Origin of the sequence: Nocardiopsis sp. NPDC006139, from assembly GCF_040614155.1 — a bacterium.
Lineage (GTDB): Bacteria > Actinomycetota > Actinomycetes > Streptosporangiales > Streptosporangiaceae > Nocardiopsis > Nocardiopsis changdeensis.
In genome coordinates this window covers 30,945-53,996 of the sequence record NZ_JBEXTT010000001.1, presented here as the reverse complement: position 1 = coordinate 53,996, position 23,052 = coordinate 30,945, and the positions used below count along the sequence as shown (strand labels likewise).

Annotated in this window: 19 protein-coding genes and 1 pseudogene; 10 read left to right on the top strand and 10 right to left on the bottom strand. The window is 72.5% G+C overall.

Annotated features, from left to right (window positions below; translation table 11 throughout):
• The first annotated feature begins 22 nt into the window (after nt 1-22).
• Nucleotides 23-346: a nuclear transport factor 2 family protein gene (locus tag ABZ249_RS00245; protein WP_355255061.1), complete on the top strand. Its 324-nt coding sequence runs from the start codon at nt 23-25 to the stop codon at nt 344-346.
• A gap of 107 nt (nt 347-453) precedes the next feature.
• Entirely contained in the window at nt 454-993 is a 540-nt protein-coding gene (locus ABZ249_RS00240; protein ID WP_355255058.1) for a suppressor of fused domain protein, read from the top strand.
• A 4-nt stretch (nt 994-997) separates the two neighbouring features.
• Here the strand turns inward: ABZ249_RS00240 and ABZ249_RS00235 are convergent, their stop codons facing one another.
• Nucleotides 998-1,474, bottom strand: coding sequence for a nucleoside deaminase (locus ABZ249_RS00235; RefSeq protein ID WP_355255055.1), 477 nt, complete (start codon nt 1,472-1,474; stop codon nt 998-1,000).
• 82 nt (nt 1,475-1,556) lie between these two features.
• Entirely contained in the window at nt 1,557-3,980 is a 2,424-nt protein-coding gene (locus tag ABZ249_RS00230) for an HAD-IC family P-type ATPase (protein ID WP_355255989.1), read from the bottom strand.
• A 635-nt stretch (nt 3,981-4,615) separates the two neighbouring features.
• On the opposite strand from ABZ249_RS00230, the gene ABZ249_RS00225 reads away from it, so the two are divergent.
• Complete coding sequence (locus ABZ249_RS00225; protein WP_355255052.1) at nt 4,616-5,407, top strand: NRDE family protein; 792 nt, start codon at nt 4,616-4,618, stop codon at nt 5,405-5,407.
• Between the two features lie 76 nt (nt 5,408-5,483).
• Here ABZ249_RS00225 and ABZ249_RS00220 read toward each other — a convergent pair whose 3' ends face one another.
• Both ABZ249_RS00220 and ABZ249_RS00215 read right to left on the bottom strand, forming a co-directional pair.
• Complete coding sequence (locus ABZ249_RS00220; protein WP_355255049.1) at nt 5,484-6,116, bottom strand: MBL fold metallo-hydrolase; 633 nt, start codon at nt 6,114-6,116, stop codon at nt 5,484-5,486.
• Nucleotides 6,113-7,198, bottom strand: a complete 1,086-nt coding sequence (locus ABZ249_RS00215; protein WP_355255046.1) for an S-(hydroxymethyl)mycothiol dehydrogenase — start codon at nt 7,196-7,198, stop codon at nt 6,113-6,115. The genes ABZ249_RS00220 and ABZ249_RS00215 overlap by 4 nt, the downstream gene beginning before the upstream one ends.
• A 270-nt stretch (nt 7,199-7,468) precedes the next feature.
• On the opposite strand from ABZ249_RS00215, the gene ABZ249_RS00210 reads away from it, so the two are divergent.
• Entirely contained in the window at nt 7,469-8,539 is a 1,071-nt protein-coding gene (locus ABZ249_RS00210; RefSeq protein WP_355255043.1) for an alkene reductase, read from the top strand.
• Between the two features lie 473 nt (nt 8,540-9,012).
• Here the strand turns inward: ABZ249_RS00210 and ABZ249_RS00205 are convergent, their stop codons facing one another.
• Nucleotides 9,013-12,579 carry an SH3 domain-containing protein gene (locus tag ABZ249_RS00205; protein ID WP_355255040.1) on the bottom strand — a complete coding sequence of 1,189 codons (3,567 nt, stop codon included), beginning with the start codon at nt 12,577-12,579 and terminating at the stop codon, nt 9,013-9,015.
• Nucleotides 12,580-13,083: 504 nt separating this feature from the next.
• Nucleotides 13,084-13,486 (bottom strand): annotated as a pseudogene (locus ABZ249_RS00200) (IS5/IS1182 family transposase); the annotation flags it as partial.
• Between the two features lie 205 nt (nt 13,487-13,691).
• Here ABZ249_RS00200 and ABZ249_RS00195 point away from each other — a divergent pair.
• Entirely contained in the window at nt 13,692-13,979 is a 288-nt protein-coding gene (locus ABZ249_RS00195) for a hypothetical protein (RefSeq protein ID WP_355255037.1), read from the top strand.
• 291 nt (nt 13,980-14,270) lie between these two features.
• Here ABZ249_RS00195 and ABZ249_RS00190 read toward each other — a convergent pair whose 3' ends face one another.
• The 3 genes from ABZ249_RS00190 to ABZ249_RS00180 all read right to left on the bottom strand — a co-directional run bounded on the left by ABZ249_RS00190 (nt 14,271) and on the right by ABZ249_RS00180 (nt 16,722).
• Nucleotides 14,271-14,768: a GNAT family N-acetyltransferase gene (locus ABZ249_RS00190; RefSeq protein WP_355255034.1), complete on the bottom strand. Its 498-nt coding sequence runs from the start codon at nt 14,766-14,768 to the stop codon at nt 14,271-14,273.
• Nucleotides 14,769-14,825: 57 nt separating this feature from the next.
• Nucleotides 14,826-16,259 carry an MFS transporter gene (locus ABZ249_RS00185; RefSeq protein ID WP_355255031.1) on the bottom strand — a complete coding sequence of 478 codons (1,434 nt, stop codon included), beginning with the start codon at nt 16,257-16,259 and terminating at the stop codon, nt 14,826-14,828.
• A 73-nt stretch (nt 16,260-16,332) separates the two neighbouring features.
• On the bottom strand, nt 16,333-16,722 hold the full coding sequence (locus ABZ249_RS00180) for a RidA family protein (RefSeq protein ID WP_355255028.1): 390 nt from the start codon (nt 16,720-16,722) through the stop codon (nt 16,333-16,335).
• 67 nt (nt 16,723-16,789) lie between these two features.
• Between ABZ249_RS00180 and ABZ249_RS00175 the strand changes: the two genes are divergently transcribed.
• The 5 genes from ABZ249_RS00175 (at nt 16,790) to ABZ249_RS00155 (ending at nt 20,567) form a co-directional block, all read left to right on the top strand.
• Nucleotides 16,790-17,389, top strand: coding sequence for a CGNR zinc finger domain-containing protein (locus tag ABZ249_RS00175; RefSeq protein WP_355255025.1), 600 nt, complete (start codon nt 16,790-16,792; stop codon nt 17,387-17,389).
• Between the two features lie 170 nt (nt 17,390-17,559).
• A complete protein-coding gene (locus ABZ249_RS00170; RefSeq protein WP_355255022.1) occupies nt 17,560-18,297 on the top strand; it encodes a hypothetical protein in 738 nt (245 codons plus the stop codon).
• Nucleotides 18,298-18,452: 155 nt separating this feature from the next.
• The gene (locus ABZ249_RS00165; protein WP_355255019.1) at nt 18,453-18,581 is read left to right on the top strand and encodes a hypothetical protein; all 129 of its coding nucleotides are present in this window, start codon (nt 18,453-18,455) and stop codon (nt 18,579-18,581) included.
• Nucleotides 18,582-18,730: 149 nt separating this feature from the next.
• The gene (locus ABZ249_RS00160) at nt 18,731-18,913 is read left to right on the top strand and encodes a hypothetical protein (protein ID WP_355255016.1); all 183 of its coding nucleotides are present in this window, start codon (nt 18,731-18,733) and stop codon (nt 18,911-18,913) included.
• A gap of 772 nt (nt 18,914-19,685) precedes the next feature.
• Nucleotides 19,686-20,567 (top strand): SigB/SigF/SigG family RNA polymerase sigma factor, encoded by an 882-nt coding sequence (locus ABZ249_RS00155; protein WP_355255013.1) that lies wholly within the window; start codon nt 19,686-19,688, stop codon nt 20,565-20,567.
• Nucleotides 20,568-20,783: 216 nt separating this feature from the next.
• Here ABZ249_RS00155 and ABZ249_RS00150 read toward each other — a convergent pair whose 3' ends face one another.
• The gene (locus ABZ249_RS00150; protein ID WP_355255010.1) at nt 20,784-23,003 is read right to left on the bottom strand and encodes a molybdopterin-dependent oxidoreductase; all 2,220 of its coding nucleotides are present in this window, start codon (nt 23,001-23,003) and stop codon (nt 20,784-20,786) included.
• Nucleotides 23,004-23,052: the final 49 nt, after the last annotated feature.

Here is a 23,052-nt window from a genome sequence, read left to right as displayed (position 1 = left end):
GCCCGAACACGAAGGAGACGATGTGAGCACGCAGATCCCCGAGCCGGTGGCGACGTTCTTCGACCGGGTGAACGCCCACGACGAGGCCGCCCTGGACGCCTTCGCCGACGACGCCGTGGTGGACGACTGGGGGCGCGAGTTCCTGGGCCGGGAGGAGATCGCGGCCTGGAGCGCCAAGGAGTTCATCGGCTCCAAGGGGGTCCTGGCCGTGGAATCGGTCGAGGACACCCCGGACGGGGTCCGGGTCGTGGGGGACTGGCGGTCCAACCACGCCAACGGGCCGAGCGAGTTCACCTTCGCCGTCGACGGCGACACCATCACCCGCATGACCATCCGCGAGGGGTGAGCGCACCGGCCGTCCCGCGCCGCCGTGCGGGGCGGCCGGTGTGACAACCGGGCGGCGGGCACGGTAGAACGGCACCGGTCCGGTGGAGCACGACGGCGGGAGCAGCGGTGGGCGCAGGGGCGGGGACGGCGGAGCTGGAGGAGCACCTGCGCGGGTTCTGGCCGGGGCGGGAGCTGGAGCCGGTCGCCCGGGAGGACGGCCCGGTCCTGGAACGGCTCCCGGACTTCGCCGCCTACCGCGTGGCCCAGGGGAGCGGGTGGAACTACGCCACGGTCGGCGCCTCCGCCCTGGGCGGCCTGGAATTCGTGCTCATGGCTCCCTCCGGGACCGACGACCACGCCGAGACGCTCGCCGCGGTCGCCCACTTCAACTCGTTCGAGGAGTACCGGGTCGACGCCGGCTCGGTCCTGCACCTCGGCCGCCCCTGGACGGGAGGCTCCCGCATGGAGCACCTGCTGGTCAGCCCGCCCTACCCCTACGGGCCGCTGCTGGAGCAGGCCCCCGGCGGCGTCCGGTACCTGTGGCTGCTGCCCGTCCACGCCGCCGAGGCCGAGCTGGTCCTCGCCGAGGGCCCGGAGGCCTTCGAGGAGCTCCTGGAGGCCGAGGGCGTCGACATCCTCGCCGCCGACCGCCCACCCGTCGTCTGACCCGTCAGGAGCGGTCCGCGAAGCGGGCGTGGAGGGCGCGGACGGCCTCGGCCAGCTCGGGGACCGGGCCCTCCACGGGCACGTCCGGGGCGACCTCGGTGACCGGCAGCGGCCGCACCGGGCCGGGCGGCAGCCCCCAGGACTCCCGCCACGCGGTCAGCTGCTCCGACGAGCTCGCGTACACGATCCGGCCCAGCCCCGCCCAGGCGTGCGCCGCTGCGCACATGGGGCAGTGCTCGCCCGAGGTGTACACCGTCGCCGCCGCCCGCTCCTCCACCGGCATCCGGGACGCCGCCCACTGCGCGATGGCCAGCTCCGGGTGGCGGGTGCCGTCGCCGCCGGAGACCTCGTTGTGGCCCTCGAACAGCACCGTCCCGTCGGCCGCCACCAGCACCGAGCCGAACGGCTCGTCTCCGGCGTCCAGGGCCTCCCCGGCCAGCTCCACCGCCCGGCGCAGGTGCCGCAGGTCGGTCTCGTCCATGGGTTCCTCCTCCTGTTCCCCCCGACCGTACACACGGCGACGGCCGTGCCGCCCCCCGGGGCGACACGGCCGTCCGCGTCCGTCAGACCGGGGTCGGCTCGCGTTCGGCCTCCTCGGCGGCCCGGGCCTCGGAGCGGGCCATCGCCCGGTCGTCCACCACCCGGATCACCGTGATCACCGCGATCGCCACGCCCGCCACCGCCAGGCCGGTCAGCAGCTTGCCGGGCTGGCTCACGTCCAGGTCGAAGAACCACCGGCCCAGCGGGGTCGCCATCGCCAGGGTCAGCAGCCCCACCATGGACCCCACCAGCACCACCTTCCACCACACGTACGGCTTGGCCACCAGCAGCAGCACCCACAGCGTCGTCGTGCACAGCGTGATCACCACCGCCGTCCGGTCCGCCGGGTCGGGCACCGTCCGCCCGCCCAGCACCAGCAGGTAGGTGGTCACCGCCGCCAGCCCCGCCACCATGCCCGAGGGCACCGCCAGCCGCAGCGTCCGCGCCACGAACCCCGGCCGGGCGATGTCGGTGTTGGGCGCCAGCGCCAGGAAGAACGACGGGATGCCGAACGTCACCGCGTTGATCAGCGTCGCGTGCCGCGGGAAGAACGGGTACGCCACCGCCAGCAGCCCCACGATCGTCGCCATCACCATCGTGTACACGGTCTTGGTGAGGAACAGGCTCGCCACCCGCTCGATGTTGCCGATCACCCGGCGCCCCTCGGCCACCACCCGCGGCAGCACCGCGAACCGGTCGTCCAGCAGCACCAGCTGCGCCACCGACCGCGACGCCGGGCTGCCCGAGCCCATCGCCACGCCGATGTCGGCCTCCTTCAGCGCCAGCACGTCGTTGACCCCGTCACCGGTCATCGCGACCGTGTGCCCCCGGTCGCGCAGCCCCTTGACCATGTCGCGCTTGCGCTCGGGGGTGACCCGGCCGAACGCCGAGTGGTCGTCCACCCGCAGCCCCAGCTCCGCCGGGTCCTCGGGCAGCTCCCGGGCGTCCACCGGCCGGTCCGCGCCGGGCAGCCCCAGCTCCCGGCCCACGGCGCCCACCGAGGCGGCGTGGTCGCCGGACACGATCTTGACGTCCACCCCCTGCTCGGCGAAGTAGTCCAGGGTGGGCCCGGCGTCCGCGCGCACCTTCTGGTCCAGCACCACCAGCGCCACCGGCTCCACCTCGCCGGGTGCCGCCGGGTCGTCCACCCGCAGCGGGGTGCGGCCCAGCAGCAGCACCCGCAGCCCCTGGGCGCCCAGCCGGGCCGCCTCGGAGGAGGCCGCGTGCCCCGGGGCGAGCACGTCCGCCGCGCCCAGCACCCAGTTCACGTCGCCCTCGGGGGTGCGGAACCCCATGCCGCTCCACTTGCGCGCCGACGAGAACGCCGCCTGCGCCGTGGGCTCCCAGTCCGGGGCCCGGTGCCCGCCGGCCCGCACCCCCTGGGCGATCGCCGCCATGCTCGCGTTGGGGTCGTGGTCGTGGGCGGCCAGCGCCGCCAGCACCTCGGTGGGCGCGGGCCCGCCCGCCGTGCCGCCGCCCAGGTCGCGGATCTCCGCCATCTTCATGCCGACCTCGGTCAGCGTCCCGGTCTTGTCCGTGCACACCACGTCGACCCGGGCCAGGCCCTCGATCGCGGGCAGCTCCTGCACCAGGCACTGGTAGCGGCCCAGCCGGATCACCCCCACCGCGAACGCGATGCTGGTGAGCAGGATCAGCCCCTCGGGGATCATCGACACCAGGGCCGCCACCATGCCGCGCAGCGCGTCGGCCAGCGGGCCGGAGATCTGCCCGCCCGCGGTGCCCTCGTCCAGGGTGACGTGGCCGCCCATGAACAGCTGGCTGTAGATCAGCAGGCCGCCGATGGGGAACAGGGCGTAGGTGATCCAGGTGAGGATCCGGTTGATGCCCGAACGCAGCTCCGAGTGCACCAGGGAGAACCGGCTCGCCTCCTCGGCCAGCCGCGCCGCGTACGCGTGCCGGCCCACCTTGGTGGCGCGGAACCGACCGGTGCCCGCCACCACGAAGCTGCCCGACATCACCGTGTCGCCCGGCTTCTTGACCACGGGGTCGGCCTCGCCGGTCAGCAGCGACTCGTCGACCTCCAGGCCGCCCGACCAGGTGACGGCGCCGTCGACCACGATCTGGTCGCCGACGCCCACCTCCAGGACCTCGTCCAGGACGATCTCCTGGGCGGACACCCGCACCACCGCGCCCTCGCGCACCACCCGGGGGCGGGCCGCGTTGACGATGGCGAGCTTGTCCAGGGTCCGCTTGGCGCGCAGCTCCTGGACGATGCCGATCAGCGTGTTGATGAGGATGACCATCGCGAACAGCCCGTCCTGGACGGGGCCGATCACGGCGATGATCGCGAAGAGCACCGCGATCATCGCGTTGATGCGGGTGAACACGTTGCCGCGGATGATCTGGGCGACGGTGCGGCTGGCCCGGACGGGGACGTCGTTGGTCCGGCCCGCGGCGACCCGCTCGGAGACCTGGGACAGGGACAGTCCGGGTTCCTCCGGCGGCCGGGAGGGGCCGGTCGAGAGCGGGGACGGCCGCTCCGGGGCGGCCTCCGCGCCGCCGGGGCGGTCGTGGTTGTCGGGCACACGTGCTCCTGCGGATGACATGGACGGTGCGCGCCCGGGCCGGTCGGCGGTCCCGGGACGCCCCGAGGAGGGACCTCGGGAGTGGGGGAGGGACACAAGACTAGAAGATCGGTGACGCAGGACGCAGTCGTGCCCGCTCCCGGACGCGGGTGGGGGCGGCACCACGCCCGGAGCGGGTGCCCGGACGCCGGTGCGCGGGGAACGCCCGCGGGGCGCGCGGGAGGCGGGCGGGGAGGGTGGGACGGCCGGGCCCGCGGCGCGGGCGGCGGAGAGGCCGGGGGAGGACGCCGGGAGCGGAGGCACCGGGGGCCGGAGGTGGGGCGCGGGATGCCGGGGGTGCGGGGTGCGGCTGCCGGGGAGCGCGGATGCCCGGGCGGACGCCCGGGTGCGGGCGGCCGGGTGTGGGCGCCCGGGGAGCGGGGTACGGGTCCGGTCCGGGAGCCGCGGTGTACGGCCCGGGTGAGTCCGGGTACCGTGTTCCCAGCCTTCGAGGTCCCACCGCGGGGACCCGGAGAGACGGGTAGGTAGAGGTCCACATGTGCACCGTCATCGTCGGTTTCGACCCCGACGCCGACACACCCCTGGTCATCGCCGCCATCCGGGACGAGATGCGCGACCGCCCCTGGGACGGGCCCGGGCGCCACTGGCCGGAGCGGCCGGGGTTCGTCGGCGGACGCGACCGCCTGGCCGGCGGCACCTGGCTGGCGGTGGACCCGGGCCGGCCCCGCACCGCCGCGCTGCTCAACGGGTGGCCCTGGGACGGGAAGATGCCCTGGGAGGGCACCTACCCGGCCAGCCGCGGCGAACTGCCGCTGCGCGCCCTGACCCATCCCGTCCGCGACCCGCTCCAGGGCGAGGACCCGACCCTGTACGCGCCGTTCCACCTGCTGGACGCGGACGCCCACCACGCCGACCTGTACAGCTGGGACGGGCGCTGCCTGGACACCCGGCGGATCCCGGCCGGGGTGAGCGTCATCGTCAACACCGGCCTGGACCCGGCCGACCCGCGGGCGGCCCGGCACACGCCCGAGTTCGCGCGCACCCGCCCGGACCCGCGCCTGGCGGCGGCCCGCACGCTTGAGGAGGTCTGGGGGGAGTGGCCGCGGCTGATCACCGAGGCGGCCAAGGCCGCGCCGCGTTCGGCGGGCCTGGACGACAGCGGCGACCCCGGCGGCCTCATCGCCCACGCCGACCTGGGCGGCGGGAAGGTGTGGGCGACCGGGTCGGTGACCCTGCTGGCGATGGACCGGGACACGGTCCGCTACGCCTTCACCTCCGACCCGGCCGACCCGGGCGCCTGGGCCATGGTGGACACCGCCTCAGGCTGAGGCGGGGCCGGACCCGGCCCCGCCCCGGGCGAAGAGCGGCCGCGGGCGCCCACCGCCTGTCGGCGCCCGCGCCCGGTCAGTGCCCGCGCTCGATCCACTCCTTCAGGTGCGGGGCCTCCTCGCCGATCGTCGTGGGGTCGCCGTGCCCGGTGCGCACCACCGTGTGCGGCGGCAGCCCCAGCAGCCGGTCCCGGATCGATTCGATGATCGTCGGGAAGTCCGAGAACGACCGTCCGGTGGCCCCGGGACCGCCCCGGAACAGCGTGTCCCCGCTGAACACCGTGCCCAGCCCGGGCGCGTACAGGCACACCGCGCCCGGCGTGTGCCCCGGGGTGTGCAGCACCCGCAGCACGGTCCCCGCCACCGTGATCTCCCGCCCGTCGGCCAGCGCCCCGTCGGGCTCCCGGTCGGGGTGGACCATGTCCCACAGCACCCGGTCGTCCGGGTGCAGCAGCACCGGCGCCCCCACCGCGTCCGCCAGCGCGGGCGCCGCGTCCACGTGGTCGTTGTGGGCGTGCGTGCACACGATCGCCACCACCCGGCGCCCGCTCACCGCCGCCGCGATCGCGTCGGCGTCGTGCGGGGCGTCCACCACCAGCACCTCGGAGTCGTCTCCGACCAGCCAGACGTTGTTGTCCACCTGCCACTCGCCGCCGTCCAGGGCGAACACCCCGGAGGTGACCAGGTGCTCCACCCGCGCGCCGCTCACAGCACCACCACCGACCTCAGCACCTCACCGCGTTCCATCCGGGCGAACGCCTCCTCCACCTCGTCCAGCGCGATCCGCTCGCTCACGAACCCGTCCAGGTCCAGTCTCCCCTGCAGGTACAAGTCCACCAGCACCGGGAAGTCCCGCGAGGGCAGGCAGTCGCCGTACCACGACGACTTCAGGGCGCCGCCCCGGCCGAACACGTCCAGCAGCGGCAGGTCCAGCCGCATGTCGGGGGTGGGCACCCCCACCAGCACCACCGTCCCGGCCAGGTCGCGGGCGTGGAACGCCTGCTCGTAGGTCCGCGGCGTGCCCACGGCGTCGATCACCACGTCCGCCCCGAACCCGCCGGTGAGGTCGCGGATCGCCTGCACCGGATCGGTCTCGGCGGCGTTCACCGTGTGGTGCGCGCCGAAGCCCCGCGCCCACCGCAGCTTGCGCTCCTCCACGTCCACGGCGATGATCCGGTGCGCCCCGACCAGGCTCGCCCCGGCGATCGCGGCGTTGCCCACGCCGCCGCAGCCGATCACCGCCACCGAGTCGCCGCGGGTGACGCCCCCGGTGTTGACGGCCGCGCCGATCCCGGCCATGACACCGCAGCCCAGCAGCCCCACCGCCGCGGGGGAGGCCTGCGGGTCCACCTTGGTGCACTGCCCGGCCGCCACCAGGGTCTTGTCGGCGAACGCCCCGATGCCCAGGGCGGGGGACAGCTCGGTGCCGTCCTCCAGGGTCATTCTCTGCTTTGCGTTGTGGGTGTCGAAGCAGTACTGGGGGCGGCCGCGCAGACAGGCACGGCACCGGCCGCACACCGCCCGCCAGTTGAGGACCACGAAGTCCCCGGCCCGCAGGTCGGTCACGCCCTCTCCGACCGCCTCCACCACCCCGGCGGCCTCGTGCCCGAGCAGGAACGGGAAGTCGTCGTTGATGCCGCCCTCCCGGTAGTGCAGGTCGGTATGGCAGACCCCGCAGGTGCGGACGGCGACCACGGCCTCCCCGGGACCCGGATCGGGTACCACGATGGTCGTCAGCTCGACGGGCTGCCCCACGGCGCGGGCCACCACGCCCCGGACTCGTTGCGACACGGAGATCGTCCCCTTCCGAACGGTGAGCGTCCGCGAGCGCGCTCGCGGTACCGCCACCCTCGTCCACCGGCCCGCCCGTGTCCACCACCCCACCGCCGGGACGTCACCGGCCCGGGCCGGGGAGGGCCGGGGAGGGCCGGACCGCCACCCCGGCGGTGACGCGTCCGGACGCTCCCCGTACCCTCCGAACGGCCGGTCCGGGGCGCTCCGGACCGGCCGACGGGAACGGCCCCGGCCGAGACGTACAGCCCCCCAGGAGACAGAGAGAACATGCCGACACTCTTCGAGGCGTCGACCATCGGGTCGGCCCGGACGACGAACCGGATCGCCATGGCGCCCATGACCCGCAGCCGGGCCACCCCCGAGGGGCACGCGACCGACTCCATGGCCCGGTACTACGGCCAGCGGTCGACGGCGGGCCTGATCGTCACCGAAGGTGTCCAGCCCAGCCTCACCGGCCAGGGCTACCCGGACACGCCCGGCCTGCACACCGCCGAGCAGGCCGAGAGCTGGAAGCCGGTCGTCAAGGCGGCCCGGGCCGACGGCGCGCTGTTCTTCGCGCAGCTCATGCACGCCGGCCGCGTCGGCCACCCGGACGTCCGCGGCCTGCGGCCGGTCGGCCCGTCCGCCGTGGCGGCGCCGGGACAGATCTACACCCCCACCGGCCGCAAGGACCCCGTGGTGCCGCGCGAGCTCACCGCCGGGGAGATCCGCGGGGTGATCCGGGAGCACGTCGACGCGGCCCGCAACGCCCTCGCGGCGGGCTTCGACGGCGTCGAGGTGCACGGCGCGAACGGCTACCTGACCCAGCAGTTCCTCTCGACCAGCGCCAACCTGCGCACGGACGAGTGGGGCGGGTCGGTGCGCGGGCGCATCAGGTTCGCCGTCGAACTCGTGCGCGCCCTGGCCGACGCCCTCGGACCCGGCCGGGCGGCGCTGCGCGTGTCCCCGGCGAGCACCTCCCAGGGGATCGAGGAGGGCGACCCCCTCGCCCTGTACACGGCCCTGCTGGAGGAGCTGCGCGAGGTCCCGCTGGCCTACCTGCACGTGGTCGAGGCCCCGGGCCGCCGCGACCTGACCCGCGCGCTGCGCGCGGCGTGGCCGCACACCCTGGTCCTCAACCCCCACCGGGACAAGGAGCCGCTGCCGCCGCACGAGGCGGGGGCCGACGCCCTGGCGGACGCGGGCGCCGACCTGGTCTCCTTCGCCTCGGCCTTCCTGGCCAACCCGGACCTCCCGGCCCGCCTCGCCGCCGGGGGACCGTACAACCGGCCCGACCGCGCCACCTTCTACGGCGGCGACGACCGCGGCTACCTCGACTACCCGCCCTTGGGGGCGTAGGTCCTGGGCCACTGGCGCCCCCACCCCTTGAGCCCCCGAAGCCCCACGTGCGATGGTGTCAGGGGGCGGTCGGCACCCGCCGGACCCCCGCGACGCGGAGCCGACGCCCCGCGTCGCCCCAGGTCATCAACTGTCAGCCCCGCCCACGCGGGGATGAACCGTCCATGATGACGAACGGACCGGCCGCGCCGGCGTCCGCCCCGCGCACGCGGGGATGAACCGTCGCGGTGGCCCGGATCGCCCCGGACACACCGTCCGCCCTGTGGGGACGGCTTCCCGACAACCGGCCGATAGGGCGAATACCGAACCGAGGTGTGCGCCTGTGGACCCCCTTGGCGCCGACGCCCAGGGTCGCACCTGCCGCGAGGCGGCGGCGGAAACGGGACGGCTCGGAGCAGCCGCGGGCGGCGATACGCGCCGGGCGGGAACCCGTAGGTACGGCGTCCCCGCCCGACACGATCACGCTGCCGTCCTCAGGTGGTGGCGATCCACCCGGTGACGCCCCGGTAGTTCACCAGGTCCCAACCCGTGCCGTGTTCGAGTACGGTGGCCTCTCCCCAGCGGGGGACCAGCCCGATGACAGCGCTTGCGGTGTCCGGCTCCACCCGGATCGCCTGCGGCGCCCCGGCCTGGCCGGGGCGGGCCTGTGCCGGCACCCGGGCCGGCTTCTCCGGGGCGGGCGTGGTCCAGCGAGGCCATGCCATCACATGGTTCTCCAGCTCGATCTGAAGGGAAGACGCTCCGGGGTCCATCTCTTCCTCGGTGGTTTCCCACCTGTCGAACTCCGCCTTCCCGGACCCGGTCTGAGCCTGGAGCTTGACCTTCGCACCCTCGGTGTAGATCCGCACCATCGGGCCGTGCCCGTCCACTCGACCAGCCCCGTCTTCGGGAGAGCAGGTGATCACCTCGTCGCCCACACCGCCCTCCGGGCGAACGGTCAGGACCTTCTGGTTGGTCGGGGCGGGTCCGCTGTCGATCTCGATGGTGAAAAGCAGCTCGGTGATCTTCGGGCGCTGCGAGGCCCGCAGGTTCGGTGGGAACTTCACCGACAGGGTCAGGTCCGACCACGCCGGCACGAGCGAGAGCTTCTCCCTGATCTTTTCGCCCCCCGGGCCGACGATGATGTCGAGGATGTCGTCGTTAGCCGGGCTCCTGGTGTCCGCTTCGATCCGGGGGTCTTCTCCGGCCTGCCTGGAGCAGGTCCATCCCCAGCGGCTGGGGGACTCGGAGCTGATGGCGTACAGTTCGCTGCCCCGGCGCATGATGCCCTTCCGGGCGGGAACGAGCTCGAGTCGCATTTGGAAGCCCTTGGGTGCCTCCGACCACTTTCGATCCAGGACGATACCGTCCAATGTGACGCTGCGCAGCCGAGCGAACTGTTGGTCGGGGTCGATCAGACCGGCCTCCAGAGGGTCGATTACGACTCGGCGCGTCTTCGAGTTCAGTGCCTCGATCTCCCGGGGGGTCTGGTCCGCCAGAAGTGTGAACGGCCTCTTGCTCACAGCCGTAGCTTGGTAGCCCTTCAACAACTGCTTGCGGATGTCTGCCAGGGTGTTTTGGAAGACGGTATCGAGTGCTTCGGCGTTGGCGTTCAGCTTGGCCGCGTCCCATTCCTCGGCCGGGCTCACCAGGTCGTCGATCTTGTTCGTCACGGCCGGTAGCCGCCAATCGACGGTGGGCTGTGTGAGTCGGGACGCCTCATAGGACTTGACCACGAGATACAGGTATTCCTGGAGGGAGCGCCGGGAGCGCTGTTCCATGTGCTGCACGGCTGCCACCGCCTCCGCGTCGAGCGAGGCCATCTTCTGGTTCCGCTGCTTCTCAAGACGCACGACCGTACCCGCGTTGGCCGCCAAACGGCTGTAGCCCTCACCCACCAAGTGCATCACCTCTTGGAGGTCGGCGAACAGGGCCACCTTCTTCTTGTTTGCCACCTCGATCTTCTCGCACAAGTTCTTCCACTCCGGGCTCTCGGCCTGGAGTTTGGCCAGCGCCGCCTCTACCTCGGTCTTGGGCACCTGAAGCGCCTTGAGACTCTCCGAGCCCAAGGAGAAGGCAGATTCCAAGGACTCACCGATCCTGCTCCAGTTCCGCGGCGTTTTCGATGTTTCCTCACCCGCTTTATCGGCCACCTTTTGCGCCTCGGCCAGGGCATTGCCGCCCTTTTTGAGGACAGGGCCGATCTTTCCGATCGTGGCGGGGGCGGTCTCCCAGTCGTCCCCGGCGAAGTCCGACGCGACTGCGGCGAGTGACCCCAGGGAGCCCAGGACCGGCTGGCCCACGGGGATGACCTGGCACAGTGCGCCCGCTAGCTTGAAGAAGGACTTGATCCGGGCCTTCCTCTTCAGGTCTGCCTGGGCCTGGGCCAGCAGTTTGTTGCGCACCCCGATCAGCTCGGCTGCCAAACCTTCCAGTTCGCTTTCCAGCTCCTTGAGCGAGCGGGTGGTCTGTTCGATCTTCTGCCGACCGGTGTTGACCTGGGCCGCCGCCGCTTCGGTGTCGGCATTCACGGCGCCGATCGTGTCTTCCAGGATGTCCGACGCTTCGCGCGCGCTGCGGTCCGCGGCCCTGATCCGCTTACTGATCAGCATCATCCGCAGTGCCCGCCCGGCTTCGTCCTTGTACAGCTGGATCGAACCGGCCAGCGAGAGCAGGGGACTGTACCCGGCCGGGTTGCCGAAGTAGTCGAGATGGGCCTGATCCCGCAGTAGCAGGGTGGCGATCTCCGTACGTGCGGCCTCCCATTCCGATTCGACCCCGTCCCAGGCGCCGGTGTCCGGGCGGGACTGGGAGAGAGCCTGCCTGTAGATCGACAACATGTTCCGCAACTGGCCTTGGGCTCCCGCCAAGAACATGTCACGGACGTACTCCAGCACCGTCTGCATTCCGTGTGGGTGCACCCAGGCGTTGGGGATGTCACGGAACACCGGGTCCGGGCTGCTGCCATCCTTCCCCGGTGAAGAGTGAATGACAGCGGAGTCTGTCAGTTGAGTGAGGAGGTAAGGCTCGGCGTACCTTTGATTGGGATATTGGGGGGTCATGTAAATGCGCAGGTCGATCCTGTAATGCCCGTAAGCCACGGACCAATGGGGACCTTTTGTTTGGCCGGTGGGGTCATGCTGTATTCCGGCGCTCCCGCCGCGGTTGGTCAGATTTTCAAGGTTGCCGCGGAAGTTTGTAGTCAGGGATCCACCGTTTCCTCCGTCTCCGGGTTTTCCCGGGGGGAGGTGGTGTTTATTTCCCCAGATCCACTCAGGGTAGGTGTCAAATCCTCCACCTTTCCTTGTGGAAAACGTTTGGTAGTGGGAGGCTCGGGGCTTTTTTTGTGCACTGTCGAAAAAATCAACTATTCCCTTTCCGTTCGGCAGTTCCCCGTGCCAGATTTCTATTTTTTCGACCAGGTGCATGTGCTCGCCGCGGCCCCCGTCCTGGCCGTCTCCCCCGCGGGCGATCAAGCGGATCTTCGTGGGGTCGGATGGTTCCACGTTCTGAGCGAAGATCCGGATCGATCCGGCGGTCCTCCCGTGGGCGCCGTCCTCGGCCGGGATGTCTTCTGTTTCATTCTTGATGCCTCGGACGGCGTCCCTGGGCTTCAATGTCCAGGGGAGTGGGGAGGTGTCGATGCTGGCGTCCTGGTCGGCCCAGATGAGGCGGCGGGCGAAGATGTCCACATCCGCCTCCGGCAATGAGAAGGCCCCGTGCACTTCGAGGGTGTCGCAGTAGATGCGCAGGGAGCCGACGGCGACCTTGGGGTTCTTGGGGTCGATCGTCTGCGTGCTCCGGTCGACGTGGAACGCCTCCCAGAGCTTGTTCTCGTGACCCTTGGCGAGCACGATGTGCACGCCCGTGACAGTGTGGTCCTTAGGGCCGTCCTTCACGCTCTGGGTGGAGAACCGCCGGATGTAGAGGGTGCTCGTCGCCTCAGGCGCCTTGGGTCGGAAGTCGATGAAGGAGCACTGTGGGCTTGTCCGTGAAAGCCGTTCCAGGTCGGCTCGGATCGGGTCGTCTTCCACAATACTGGTGGCCTGTGAAGGATTCATCCGTGTTCCCAGCGTCGATGTTCATTTTCTGTCGCCCGCCTTCCACTCGAACTACGGTCCGGGGTCGCCGACTTCGTGGATGGCGTCCCTTTCGTGGCAGAAGATCAGATCGCGACCGGTGTCCCGATTCACCGATTCCGAGGGCTTGAACGGGTGGGCATGTCGCTCCCGCGCCGCGGGAACTCGAGCCCTTGTGACGGTAGCGTGATTCGGAGTGGGAAGTCGAATGGTGCAGAAGCACAATGAAGGAGAACACGGGACCAAGCGGGCCTGATTGGAGCCGATACTCCATGTGAGAAGTCCAGTTCGCCCGGAATAAAAATTCTATTCACGAGAAGGGTGTGCGCTGGAAAACCAGCCTCTATTTCTCGGTGGGCTGCGTTTGCCTGTGGCTCATAGGTCACAAAGCAGACACGAAGCGGCTGGGGTCTTGCGCAGGGTCACTAGGGGATGAATTTCCAGGCGGCACGTGTTCGGATTGGTGGGTCGCCCTAAAATCTCATCTCATTTGGTGAGTCCGCGGTACCACATGAGGGTGCTGGCGATGCCGGTGAAGGAGGGGAAGTGGTCGGCCGGTGGCGGCGGTGCAGACGGCGGCATCCGTCCGGCTGCGCCAGGGTGCGTACGACGCGCCACCGGTGGAGCTCCGACCGTTTCGAGGACTCCACACCCGTGCGAGCCGAACGATGGACGATCCCTTGTTGCCGGAGCCGGCGGTCGTGGCCGTAGCCCTTGTCGCCGTGCAGCTTGGCCATGCGACATCGTCTGGCCCACGTCGAGAATAGAGGGGAGGAATCCCTTGGGCCAGGGGTGGGAGGGCCTGGCCATCGTGGGTATCGGCCCTGGAGATTGCCATGGACAGGGACAGACCGGATCGGTCGGTGGTCAGAAGAGCCTGGGAAGACCGATCAGTTCGCTGTCCGCCCACGCCCGGCGACCTGTCGAGGGGAACGGATATCCAGAGTGTGAGCAAAACGGGGCAGGGGACGCTCCCTGCCCTGCCGGTCTTCCGACAGGTCAGAACAGCATCAACGGAGGGGCGGAGCGACCGCGCCCAGCTCGGGTACCTCCTGGCCGGTGGCTCTGTGCCACCAACGGGAGAACACGGTGCGATGGCACCGGCCCTCCCTTTTCGCCAGGCGGTCGAAGCACAGCAGCACCAGCGGCTCCTGGCGATCCTTCGCGAGGGATCGCAGATCGGCGGTGATCCGCTACACGCCTGTGTCGGCCGGCCGCTGCCCGTACACCTGGCGGTAGCGGGCACGTTCCATGCGGTGTATCCCGGAGGTCGGGGTGATGAGGTGGACGTGGCCGACCTGGGTACGGCGGCTTCCATTGCGGTGTCCCCCGGTGACCCGGACGGCCGCGGCTACTTCGACCACCCGACCTTGGGCGTGTAGTCGTGTTCCGGGTCGTCGGCGCCCCGCCTCTTGGGCTGCTGAAGCCCCATGTGCGACGGTGTTCAGGGCGGCCGTCGGCACCCGCCGACCCCATAACGCGGAGCCGACGCCTCGCGTCGCCCCAGGCCATTATCTGCCAGCTCCACGCCCGTGGGGATGGGCCCTACCGGCGCGTCTGGCGTACTTCGACGGCGCGTCAGCTCCGCGCAGGCGGGGATGGACCGACGGCGTTGCCGCTGGTCTCCAGGTAGACGCAGTGAACCCCGCGCGGGGACGGGCCGCGGGCCGGGGTCATCCGCCGACCCGGAGGCGGACGACGCGGTCCGGTGGAAGGTCGGGGCGGCCGGGGACCGGCCGCTCGTCGGCCTCCCACCCGGGGGCGCCCACCTCGGCGGCCACCCGCGGCCAGAACGCGGCGGCCGCCCGGTTCGCCTCCTGGTAGTACACCGCCCACCGGCCGGGGTGCGCCCGCAGCACCCGGGCCGCCGCGGCGAGTCCGTGCCCGCGCCCGCGCACCGGCCGGAGCAGGAAGAACGAGGACAGCACCCGCTCCTCCTCGTCGAGCGCCCGCACCAGGGCGAACCCGGCGGGGACCTCTCCCAGCCGGAACAGGTAGGCGCACCAGCCGGGGTCGTCCAGCGCCAGGTCCAGCCGCTCCCGGCGGAAGCGGCCCCGCGCGTCGGGCAGCGCACCGGTGAATTCGGACAGGTCGTGCTGGAAGAGGGGCCACAGCCGTTCCAGGGCGGAACGGTCCCCGGGGCCCACCGGTCGAATGCTCAGTTCGCTCATACGAAAAAACCTCCACCCGGATCGATCCGGACGGAGGCCTCCCGCACACTCTATCGGTCACCGGGCGGGTTCGGCCCGCTCGCCTCCTCCCGCCGACGGTCCGGGCAGCGCGAGCACGGACAGCGCACCGGCCGCCACCAGGCCGGCGCAGGCCGCGAACGCCGGCGCGTATCCCGAGGCGGGCGCGCCCGCCTGGGAGGCGGCGAGAGTGGTCAGCGCCGCCAGCCCGAGCGATCCGCCGACCTGGCGGGAGGAGTTGAGGACGCCGGAGACCGCTCCCTCCTCGCCGCGACGGGCCCCGGCCGTGGCGGCCATGGCGATCGGCGCCGAGGTGAGCCCCAGACCTCCGGTGATGAGCACGCCGGGCAGCACGATGCCAGCGAGCAGGCCGCTGTCCGGCGTGATCGTCGCCTGCCAGGCGAAACCGGCCGCCGAGATCAGCGCCCCGGCGACCAGCAGCGGACGCAGGCCGAACCTCTCGACCAGCCGCGGTGTGGCCTTGGAGGCGATGATGACGGCCACGGTGTGGGGCAGGAACGCCAGGCCGGCCTGTAGCGCGCTGTAGCCCAGTACCTGCTGCATGTGGAGCGAGAGGAAGTACCAGACCGCGAAACCCGCGGCCCCCAGGAAGAACTGCACCAGGAGCGCGCCGGAGACGGAGCGCGACCGCAGGATCCGCAGCGGCAGCAGCGGGGCCCGCGCGAACCGGGCCTGCACCAGCACGAACACGGCCAGGGCCGCCATGCCCAGCACCAGCGGGACCAGGGCGCGGGCCGATCCCCAGCCGTGCTGGGGGGTCTGGAGCAGCCCGAGTTCCAGTGCCGACAGTCCCAGCGTCACCGCGACCGCGCCGGCCAGGTCGAGGCCGCGGGACCCCGGAGCCCGCCTCTCGGTGAGCAGCCACAACGCGGCGAGGATCGCGACCGCCCCGATCGGCACGTTGATCAGCAGGGTCCAGCGCCACGACAGGTAGTCGGTGAGCAGCCCGCCCGCGAGTGACCCCGCGGTTCCGCCGATGGCGCCGACCGCTCCCCAGGTGGCGATGGCCCGGGCCCGCGCCGGACCGGCGGGGATCGCGGTGGTCAGGATCGTCAGCGTGGCCGGGGAGACCGCGGCGGCGCCGAGCCCCTGGGCGGCGCGCGCGGCGATCAGCGTTCCCGGCGTGGTGGCGAACCCGCCGACCAGGCTCGCGATCGTGAACACGACCAGTCCGGCGATGAAGGTGCGCCTGCGTCCCCAGAGGTCCGCCATCCGGCCGCCGACCAGGAGGAACCCGGCGAAGGTGAGGAGGTAGGCGTTGACCGCCCACTGCAACCCCGCGGTGCCCAGGCCGAGGTCGGATTCCATGGCCGGCAGGGCGACGTTCACGATCGCCGCGTCGAGGACCATCATGAACTGCGCCAGGCAGACCAGCGCGATGACCGGCCATACGGCGCCGGGCGGGTGCACGGGGACGCGCCCGGCGGGCGGCCCCTCGACGTTGTTCGTCATGTTCCTGGTTCTTCGTCGGTGGAGGGGAACGCCGGAGGGGACGCCGGGCGCGGTCAAGGGCGGGGTGCCGGTGTCACACGACGGCGACGGCGTCGATCTCGACGAGGCACCCGGGGTTCAGGCCGGCCACCACGTGGACCGTGATGGCCGGCGGCGGGTCGGCCTGGTTCCACACCTGCTGGAACGCGGCCACCCCTTCGTCGAAGGAGTGGCCCTGGACCACGGCGATGGTCCAGTGCACGATGTTCCCCAGGCCCGCCCCCTCGCTCTCGAGGATGGCGGCGAGGTTGCGGAACACCTGGTGGGCCTGCTCCCCGACGGTGGGGCCGACGACCTTGCCGTCGGCGTCGACGCCGTTCTGTCCGCCGATGTAGATGGTCTTCGCGGGCTGCTCGACGACCACGGCCTGGCTGAACGCGGGGCTGCGGTGGAGGCCCTCGGGGTTGATGTGACGTACGGGCATGTGTCGCCCCTTCCGATCGGGACACCGCTATAACCGGTGTCCAAGTGACACCAGTTATACTGGTTTCATGCGAGCGAGCACAACCGGACGCGTCCTGAACGACCCCAAGGGCGGGTCGTTCCGCTTCGACGCCGGCGCCCTGTGCCTGGACTTCGCCCACACGGGCGGCGAGGGCCGCTACGCGGTTTTCGAGACCCTGCACGACCCTTCCGACCTGGCCGAATGGCTGGCCCATCCGGCGCTGGGCGTGGTGGTGACGCAGCCCGTCACGGACGAGGAGCTGGCCGCCGCCAAGACCCTGCGCCAGGCGATCTGGATTGCTGCGCACGACCGGGCGGCGGACCGCGCGCCCGACGCCGCCGCGGTGGCCGCGATCAACGCGGCGGCCGCGCAGGCGCCGCTGACCCCCGAACTCGCCGCCGACGGCACCACCGTGGGCTGGGCCCGGCCGGTGCGGGCGGGCCAGGCGCTGTCGAGCATGGCCCGGGAGATGATCGACCTGCTGTCCGGGCCGCTCGCCCACCGCATCCGCGAGTGCGCGGGCGACAACTGCCCGCTGGTGTTCGTGGACTCCTCCCGCCCCGGCGCGCGCCGCTGGTGCGCGATGGAGCGCTGCGGGAACCGGCACAAGCTCCGCGCCCGCCGCGCCCGGCAGGCGGAGGTGTGAAGGCCGGGCCGTCGCCGGCACCGAGGGGCGTGGGTCTCCTCCCGTGCCAGGGCCCGGGCCCCGGAGGCACCCGGCGCCCGCCCTCCCGTCCTGATCCGGCCACCGCCGCCGGCCGTCGGCGGGGCGGGGCCGGGTAGGAACCGACCACCGCCACGCCGGGGAGGTCCGCCATGTCCACGTCGCCGATGCTGCTGGTCGCGGCCGGATGCGCCCTCGCGTGCGCCTGGGCGCTGTGGGACGTGGTCGGCTTCCACAAGAAGAAGACCGGTTCCCACGAGGAGGAGCGCCTCGAGAAACGCAACGACGTGCTCACCCAGGTGGCGGCCGTCGCCGCCGGCGGCAACGTGTGCGCGAGCCTGTTCGTGCTCGTGCTCGCGCGGCCGGAGAGCACCGGCGCGAAGGTCCTCCTGGTGCTACTGGTCGCGGAGGCGCTCGTCAGCGCGGGGTGCATCTGGGCGACCGACGGCCTGGACCGGGCCCGCCACCGGGGCCGCATCCGTGAACTCCTGACGGTCGCGCTGGGGGCCGCCGTCGGGTCCGTGTTCCTGGCCTCGGTCGGGGTCGTCTCCCATCCCGGCGCCCGGGAGGCGCTCGGCGACGTGGTCGACACGGTCGGCGCGGTCTTCGAGGGCCTGCTGACCCTGGTGGTCATCGTCGTGACGTTCATCGTGGTGCTCGGGTTCATGATCCTCCTGAGCTGGGACGAACCGGACACCCCCCGGCGCCCTCCGGGGATGAGCAGGCAGGTGTGGAACCGGCAGCAGCGGATGCTGCGGCGGTACCGCGAGCGGTACCGGGGCCGCGGTGACTCCGGCTCCGGCTACGGCGGCGGCTCCGGAGATGCGTCCGGCTACGACGGCTACGGCGGCGTCAGCGGTGACGGCGGAGACGGAGGGGGCGGTGATTGAACGTGCGCCGCGGGGGAGAGGGCCCTGCGGGGAGGCTGCCGAGGTGAACCGGGAAGGGGCCATGGCCTGTCCCGGCCAGGTGGGCCTGACCGCCGTCGGCGCGGGGTAGGCCGTTCCCGAGCGGGCGGACCGGACCCCCGGGAAGGAGGCCTCTCATGCGCAGATCCAAGGGTGGCGGACCGAGTGTCGGCGGTCGGGTGCCCTGGAACCCGATCGACCCGGTCCCCGAGCCCGAGTCGGAGCCGGAGGCGGACAGGCCCGGCACCGAGCGCAAGCCGGGCTGACCCGGTTCCGCGCTTTCGCGCGTTCCACGCGTGCCCTCTTCGGGGCCGCACTCCGGGCCGACGTGCACGCAATCGTCGCGGATCCGGAGCTCGGGGGAGCCGGTGTCCCGGCCCCGGCCGATGTCCTGGGAGAGCAGTAGGCTCCCGGGATGAACGATGACGAGTGGAACCGCATCATCCTTTCGGCGAAGCAGGACGAGTCCGGCCCCTGGTCGTGCCCCGAGTGCGACGAGTACACCGTCCATGCGGGCCAGCGGTTCGATCAGGGGCGCGTGGTGGAGTACACGCTGATGTGCTTCGCCTGCCAGGCAGAGGTCGTCGCACCCGCCTGAACCCGGATGTGCCGGTCGCCGCCGGACAGGGCCGTGTTCGGCGGCGCGGACACCCCCACGGCCCCACCGTGACCACGGCGGCGCCGGCCCCGGGACGGGTCGACCGGGCACCGACGGGGATACGGCCCATCCGGCGGTGGCCGGGGCCGTTCCGATCCGCCCCGGAACCGGAGCGGGAAGGAGAGCCCCGGCGCCGACGCGAGTCCGCCGGCCGATCCGGGCAAGGCCCCGCACGACCCCAGCCGACCGAAGGCTTTCCGGCTCTGCTGCTTCCGCCGCCGGCCCCTTGCGCGGGGCGCCGCGGGCGGGTGTCGCGCAGGGCGGTCACGTCGGCCCGCCGTCCTGCTCGGACGGCCGATTTCGAACACGCCGCCCGCGGTCCGGGACCCGGCGCCGCCGAGTGCTTACCGTGGGCGGGCCTCGACCGGTCCGGGCGCCGTTGAACGGATGCGTGCCCGGTCCGGGCGGGACGGCCGTGCGGCCCGCGCGTGTTCCGGGGATGACCCGCACGGTGAGCGCCCCGGCCCCGGATCCAAGGGGCGGTTCCGGGCCCGGGGCGCCGGCCGCGACACGTGACGGGCCTGAGGTGCTCAGGGGAGAAAACCGTCTCTATGGCGCTTCGGGGGGATTTTTCCGGGCAGGGTCAGGCTCACCGGATCCCCCCTTGGGCCTCATGTGTCACACGGGTGGTGGGTGCGGCCGGGGAGATACCGGCCGGCCCTGTCCACCCGCAGGGACGAGTTCCACGCAGGACACAGCACCGGGGGTTTTCTTGGTCCCGCCCGCAGCACACGCCACCCCGACTCCGACTCCGACTCCGACCGCGACGGCACCGGTCCAGGTACCGCGGCCACGCCGCCCCGTCGACTCCCACGGCTTCGAGGAGGGCTCGGCCGAGGACATCCTGGCCCGGCTGCACGCCCTGGCGCCCGACGCGCCCCAGGCCCGGGAGCTGTGGGAGCGGCTCCTGGAGGAGTTCGTGCCCCTGGTCTCCCGGATCGCCCGCGACTACCGGGGCAGGGGCGAGCCCCTGGAAGACGTCACCCAGGCCGCCATGGTGGGGCTGGTCAAGGCCGTGCGCGGGTTCGATCCCGGTCGCGGCACGCCCTTCCTGGCCTACCTGCGGCCCACCGTGACCGGCGAGATCAAGCGGCACTTCCGCGACCACACCTGGGCAGTGCGGGTCGCCCGCTGCCACCAGGAGAACCGGATCAGGCTGCGCCGGGTGTCGGAGGACTTCGAGCAGGAACACGGGCGCCGGCCCACCACGGCCGAACTGGCCGGGCTGCTGGGGTTGTCCGATGAGGAGGTGCGGCGGCTGCTGCAGGCGTCCGAGGCCTACCAGTGCCTGTCCCTGGACCGGACCGAGCCCGACGATGAGGGCGAGGAGGCCGGGACCCGTCTGGAGGACCGCCTGGGCGATGAGGAGACGGGCTACGAGCTGGTCCTGGAACGCGAGTCCCTCAAGCCGGTGCTGGCCGGCCTGGACGACCGGGGCCGCGCCCTGTTGCGCCTGCGCTTCTTCGACGATCTCACCCAGGCCCAGATCGCCGAGCACCTGGGCTGTTCCCAGATGCACGTCTCCCGCCTCCTGCGCGAGGTCCTGGACCTGGTGCGCGATCGGCTCGGGGAGTCCGACCGGCCACCCGGCTGACGGCCCGGGGCCGCGCCCCCGCCACCGGGCGACCGATCCCCGCCGGACCTTTGCCCGGCCCCGGGGCTGCGGTCCTGCCGGGCCGCTGCCCGCCCGGGCGGAGCGGACCGGTGGACGGCCCTCCGACGGCCCGCGTCCGACGAGGAGCGGTCCCGGCGCCACCGCGGGCACGCCGCCCGTACCGGACCGGTCGCCCCGCCCCGCCTGCCGTGCCGGTCAGCCGAGGGGGAGCACCGCGACGGGGACGCCGTTGAGGACCGCGTTGCCCGAGAGCGGATCCACCACCGAGGGATCGGTGACGGCGTTGACGTTGACCCCCGGGTTCTGTGCGGCGACCGCCATACGGGTGCCGGGCAGGCCGTGCCCCCAGCCGTGCGGCAGGCTCACCACACCGGGGGAGACGGTGTCGGTGAGCTCCACGGGGGCGTTCACCTCCCCGTAGGCGCTGCGCACGGTGGCCTCGGCGCCCTCGGCCAGGCCCAGGCGGGCGGCGTCCTGCGGGTGGACGTGCAGGGTGCAGGTATTGCTGCCGCCGGTGAGCCGGGGGACGTTGTGCGACCAGCTGTTGTTCGAGCGCAGGTGGCGGCGGCCCACGAGCACCAGGGAGTCGCGGCGCGCGGCCAGGCCCTCGCGGAGGCGGGCCACGTCCGCGGCCACGGGTGCGGGGCAGGCCTCGATGCGGCCGGAGGCGGTGGACAGGATCTCGGGGACGCGGGGGTCCAGCGGTCCCAGGTCCACACCGTGCGGCGCGTCCAGCAGGCTCTGGAAGGTGAGGCCGCCGGGGCGGGCGCCGAAGGCGTCGCCGTGGGAACCCAGGCGCAGGAGCAGGTCGATCCGGCGTTCGGACCAGGTGCCCGGGTACAGCGCGGCGGTCAGTTCGGCGGGGTCGCGTCCGTACACGGACGAGTCGGGGTCGGCGACCGCGCGGGACAGGAGCCGGGCGGCCTCGGCCTCGTCCACCGCGTCGGGGTCGGCGTCAGGCCCCTGGCCGGCGGCGATCTGCACGAGCCGGCGCAGGATGAGCGACTCGTCGGCCTCCCCCTCGCCCAGGGGCAGGGGCGCGGGGGAGTAGCGGACGGTGTTGCGCACCGCCAGTTCGGCGAAGGCGAGGTCGAAGTGGGGGGTGCGGCTCGGCGGTGCGGGCGGGAGGATGACGTGCGCGTGCCGCGTGGTCTCGTTGAGGTAGGGGTCCACGCTCACCATGAACTCCAGGCCCGCCAGCTCCCGGTCCAGGCGGTCGCCGCCGGGGGTGGACAGCACCGGGTTCCCGGCCACGGTGACCAGGGCCCGCACCTGCCCGGTGCCGGGGGTGGCGATCTCGTCGGCGAGGGTCACGGCGGGCAGTTCGCCCTTGGCCTCGGGCAGGCCGCGCACGCGGCTGCGCCAGCGCCCGAGCCGGAAGGGGCGGCTGCGGCCGGCTCCGGCCGGGCGGTGGGCGGGGCGGGGGAAGAGGGCGCCGCCGGGGCGGTCGAGGTTGCCGGTGATCAGGTTGAGCACGTCCACGAGCCAGCTGGTGAGGGTGCCGAACTCGGCGGTGGTGGTGCCCACGCGGGCGTAGACGGCGGCGGTGGGCGCGGCTGCCAGGTCGCGGGCCATGGCGTGGATGCGGTCGGCGTCCACGCCGCAGACGGATGCGACGGCCTCGGGGGTGAACTCCTCGGACAGGGCGCGGACCTCCGCCAGGCCCTCGACGTGTCCGGCCAGCGCCCCCGGGTCCGCGAGCCCCTCGGCGAAGAGGGTCCGCACCATGGCGAAGAGCAGGTAGGCGTCGGTCCCGGGCCGGACGGGGACGTGTTCGTCGGCCAGGTCGGCGGTGCGCGTGCGCCGGGGGTCGACCACGACCAGGCGGCCGCCGCGGGCGCGCAGCGCCTTGAGCCGGCCGGGGAAGTCGGGCGCGGTGCACAGGCTGCCGTTGGACTCCACCGGATTGGCGCCGAGCATGAGCAGGTGGTCGGTGCGGTCCAGGTCCGGAACGGGGATGGCCAGCGGGTCGCCGAACATCAGCCCGCAGGAGACGTGCTTGGGCATCTGGTCGACGGTGCTGGCGCTGTAGACGTTGGTGCTGCCCAGGGTGCGCGCGAGCAGGCCCGAGTACAGCTGTCCGGCCAGGGTGTGAACGTTGGGGTTGCCCAGGTAGACGGCGGTCGCGTCGCGGCCGTGGCGGCGCAGGACCCCGGAGAGCCCGGCGTCGACGGCGGCGAACGCCTCGGGCCAGTCGACCTCGCGCCAGTGCCCGCCCTCGCGCACCATGGGGCGGCGCAGGCGGTCGGGGTCGTTGTCGAGGGCGGGCAGGGTCGCGCCCTTGGGGCAGACGAACCCCGCGCTGAACACGTCCCGGCGGTCGCCGCGGGCGGCCGTCACCCGGCCGGTGTCGATGGTGAGGGTGAGGCCGCAGGTGGCTTCGCACAGCGGGCAGATCCGAAGTGCCGTTTCCATGGGGGGCTCCAGTAACATACCGGACAGTCGGTTTGGTGTGACACTACCT

Excerpts from the sequence above, each read along its gene's own strand:
- ABZ249_RS00235 (WP_355255055.1), bottom strand. The coding sequence starts at position 1,474 with ATGGACGAGACCGACCTGCGGCACCTGCGCCGGGCGGTGGAGCTGGCC.
- ABZ249_RS00225 (WP_355255052.1), top strand. The coding sequence starts at position 4,616 with ATGTGCACCGTCATCGTCGGTTTCGACCCCGACGCCGACACACCCCTG.
- ABZ249_RS00210 (WP_355255043.1), top strand. The coding sequence starts at position 7,469 with ATGCCGACACTCTTCGAGGCGTCGACCATCGGGTCGGCCCGGACGACG.
- ABZ249_RS00205 (WP_355255040.1), bottom strand. The coding sequence starts at position 12,579 with ATGAATCCTTCACAGGCCACCAGTATTGTGGAAGACGACCCGATCCGA.
- ABZ249_RS00195 (WP_355255037.1), top strand. The coding sequence starts at position 13,692 with ATGGCACCGGCCCTCCCTTTTCGCCAGGCGGTCGAAGCACAGCAGCAC.
- ABZ249_RS00190 (WP_355255034.1), bottom strand. The coding sequence starts at position 14,768 with ATGAGCGAACTGAGCATTCGACCGGTGGGCCCCGGGGACCGTTCCGCC.
- ABZ249_RS00185 (WP_355255031.1), bottom strand. The coding sequence starts at position 16,259 with ATGACGAACAACGTCGAGGGGCCGCCCGCCGGGCGCGTCCCCGTGCAC.
- ABZ249_RS00180 (WP_355255028.1), bottom strand. The coding sequence starts at position 16,722 with ATGCCCGTACGTCACATCAACCCCGAGGGCCTCCACCGCAGCCCCGCG.
- ABZ249_RS00175 (WP_355255025.1), top strand. The coding sequence starts at position 16,790 with ATGCGAGCGAGCACAACCGGACGCGTCCTGAACGACCCCAAGGGCGGG.
- ABZ249_RS00170 (WP_355255022.1), top strand. The coding sequence starts at position 17,560 with ATGTCCACGTCGCCGATGCTGCTGGTCGCGGCCGGATGCGCCCTCGCG.
- ABZ249_RS00165 (WP_355255019.1), top strand. The coding sequence starts at position 18,453 with ATGCGCAGATCCAAGGGTGGCGGACCGAGTGTCGGCGGTCGGGTGCCC.
- ABZ249_RS00160 (WP_355255016.1), top strand. The coding sequence starts at position 18,731 with ATGAACGATGACGAGTGGAACCGCATCATCCTTTCGGCGAAGCAGGAC.
- ABZ249_RS00150 (WP_355255010.1), bottom strand. The coding sequence starts at position 23,003 with ATGGAAACGGCACTTCGGATCTGCCCGCTGTGCGAAGCCACCTGCGGC.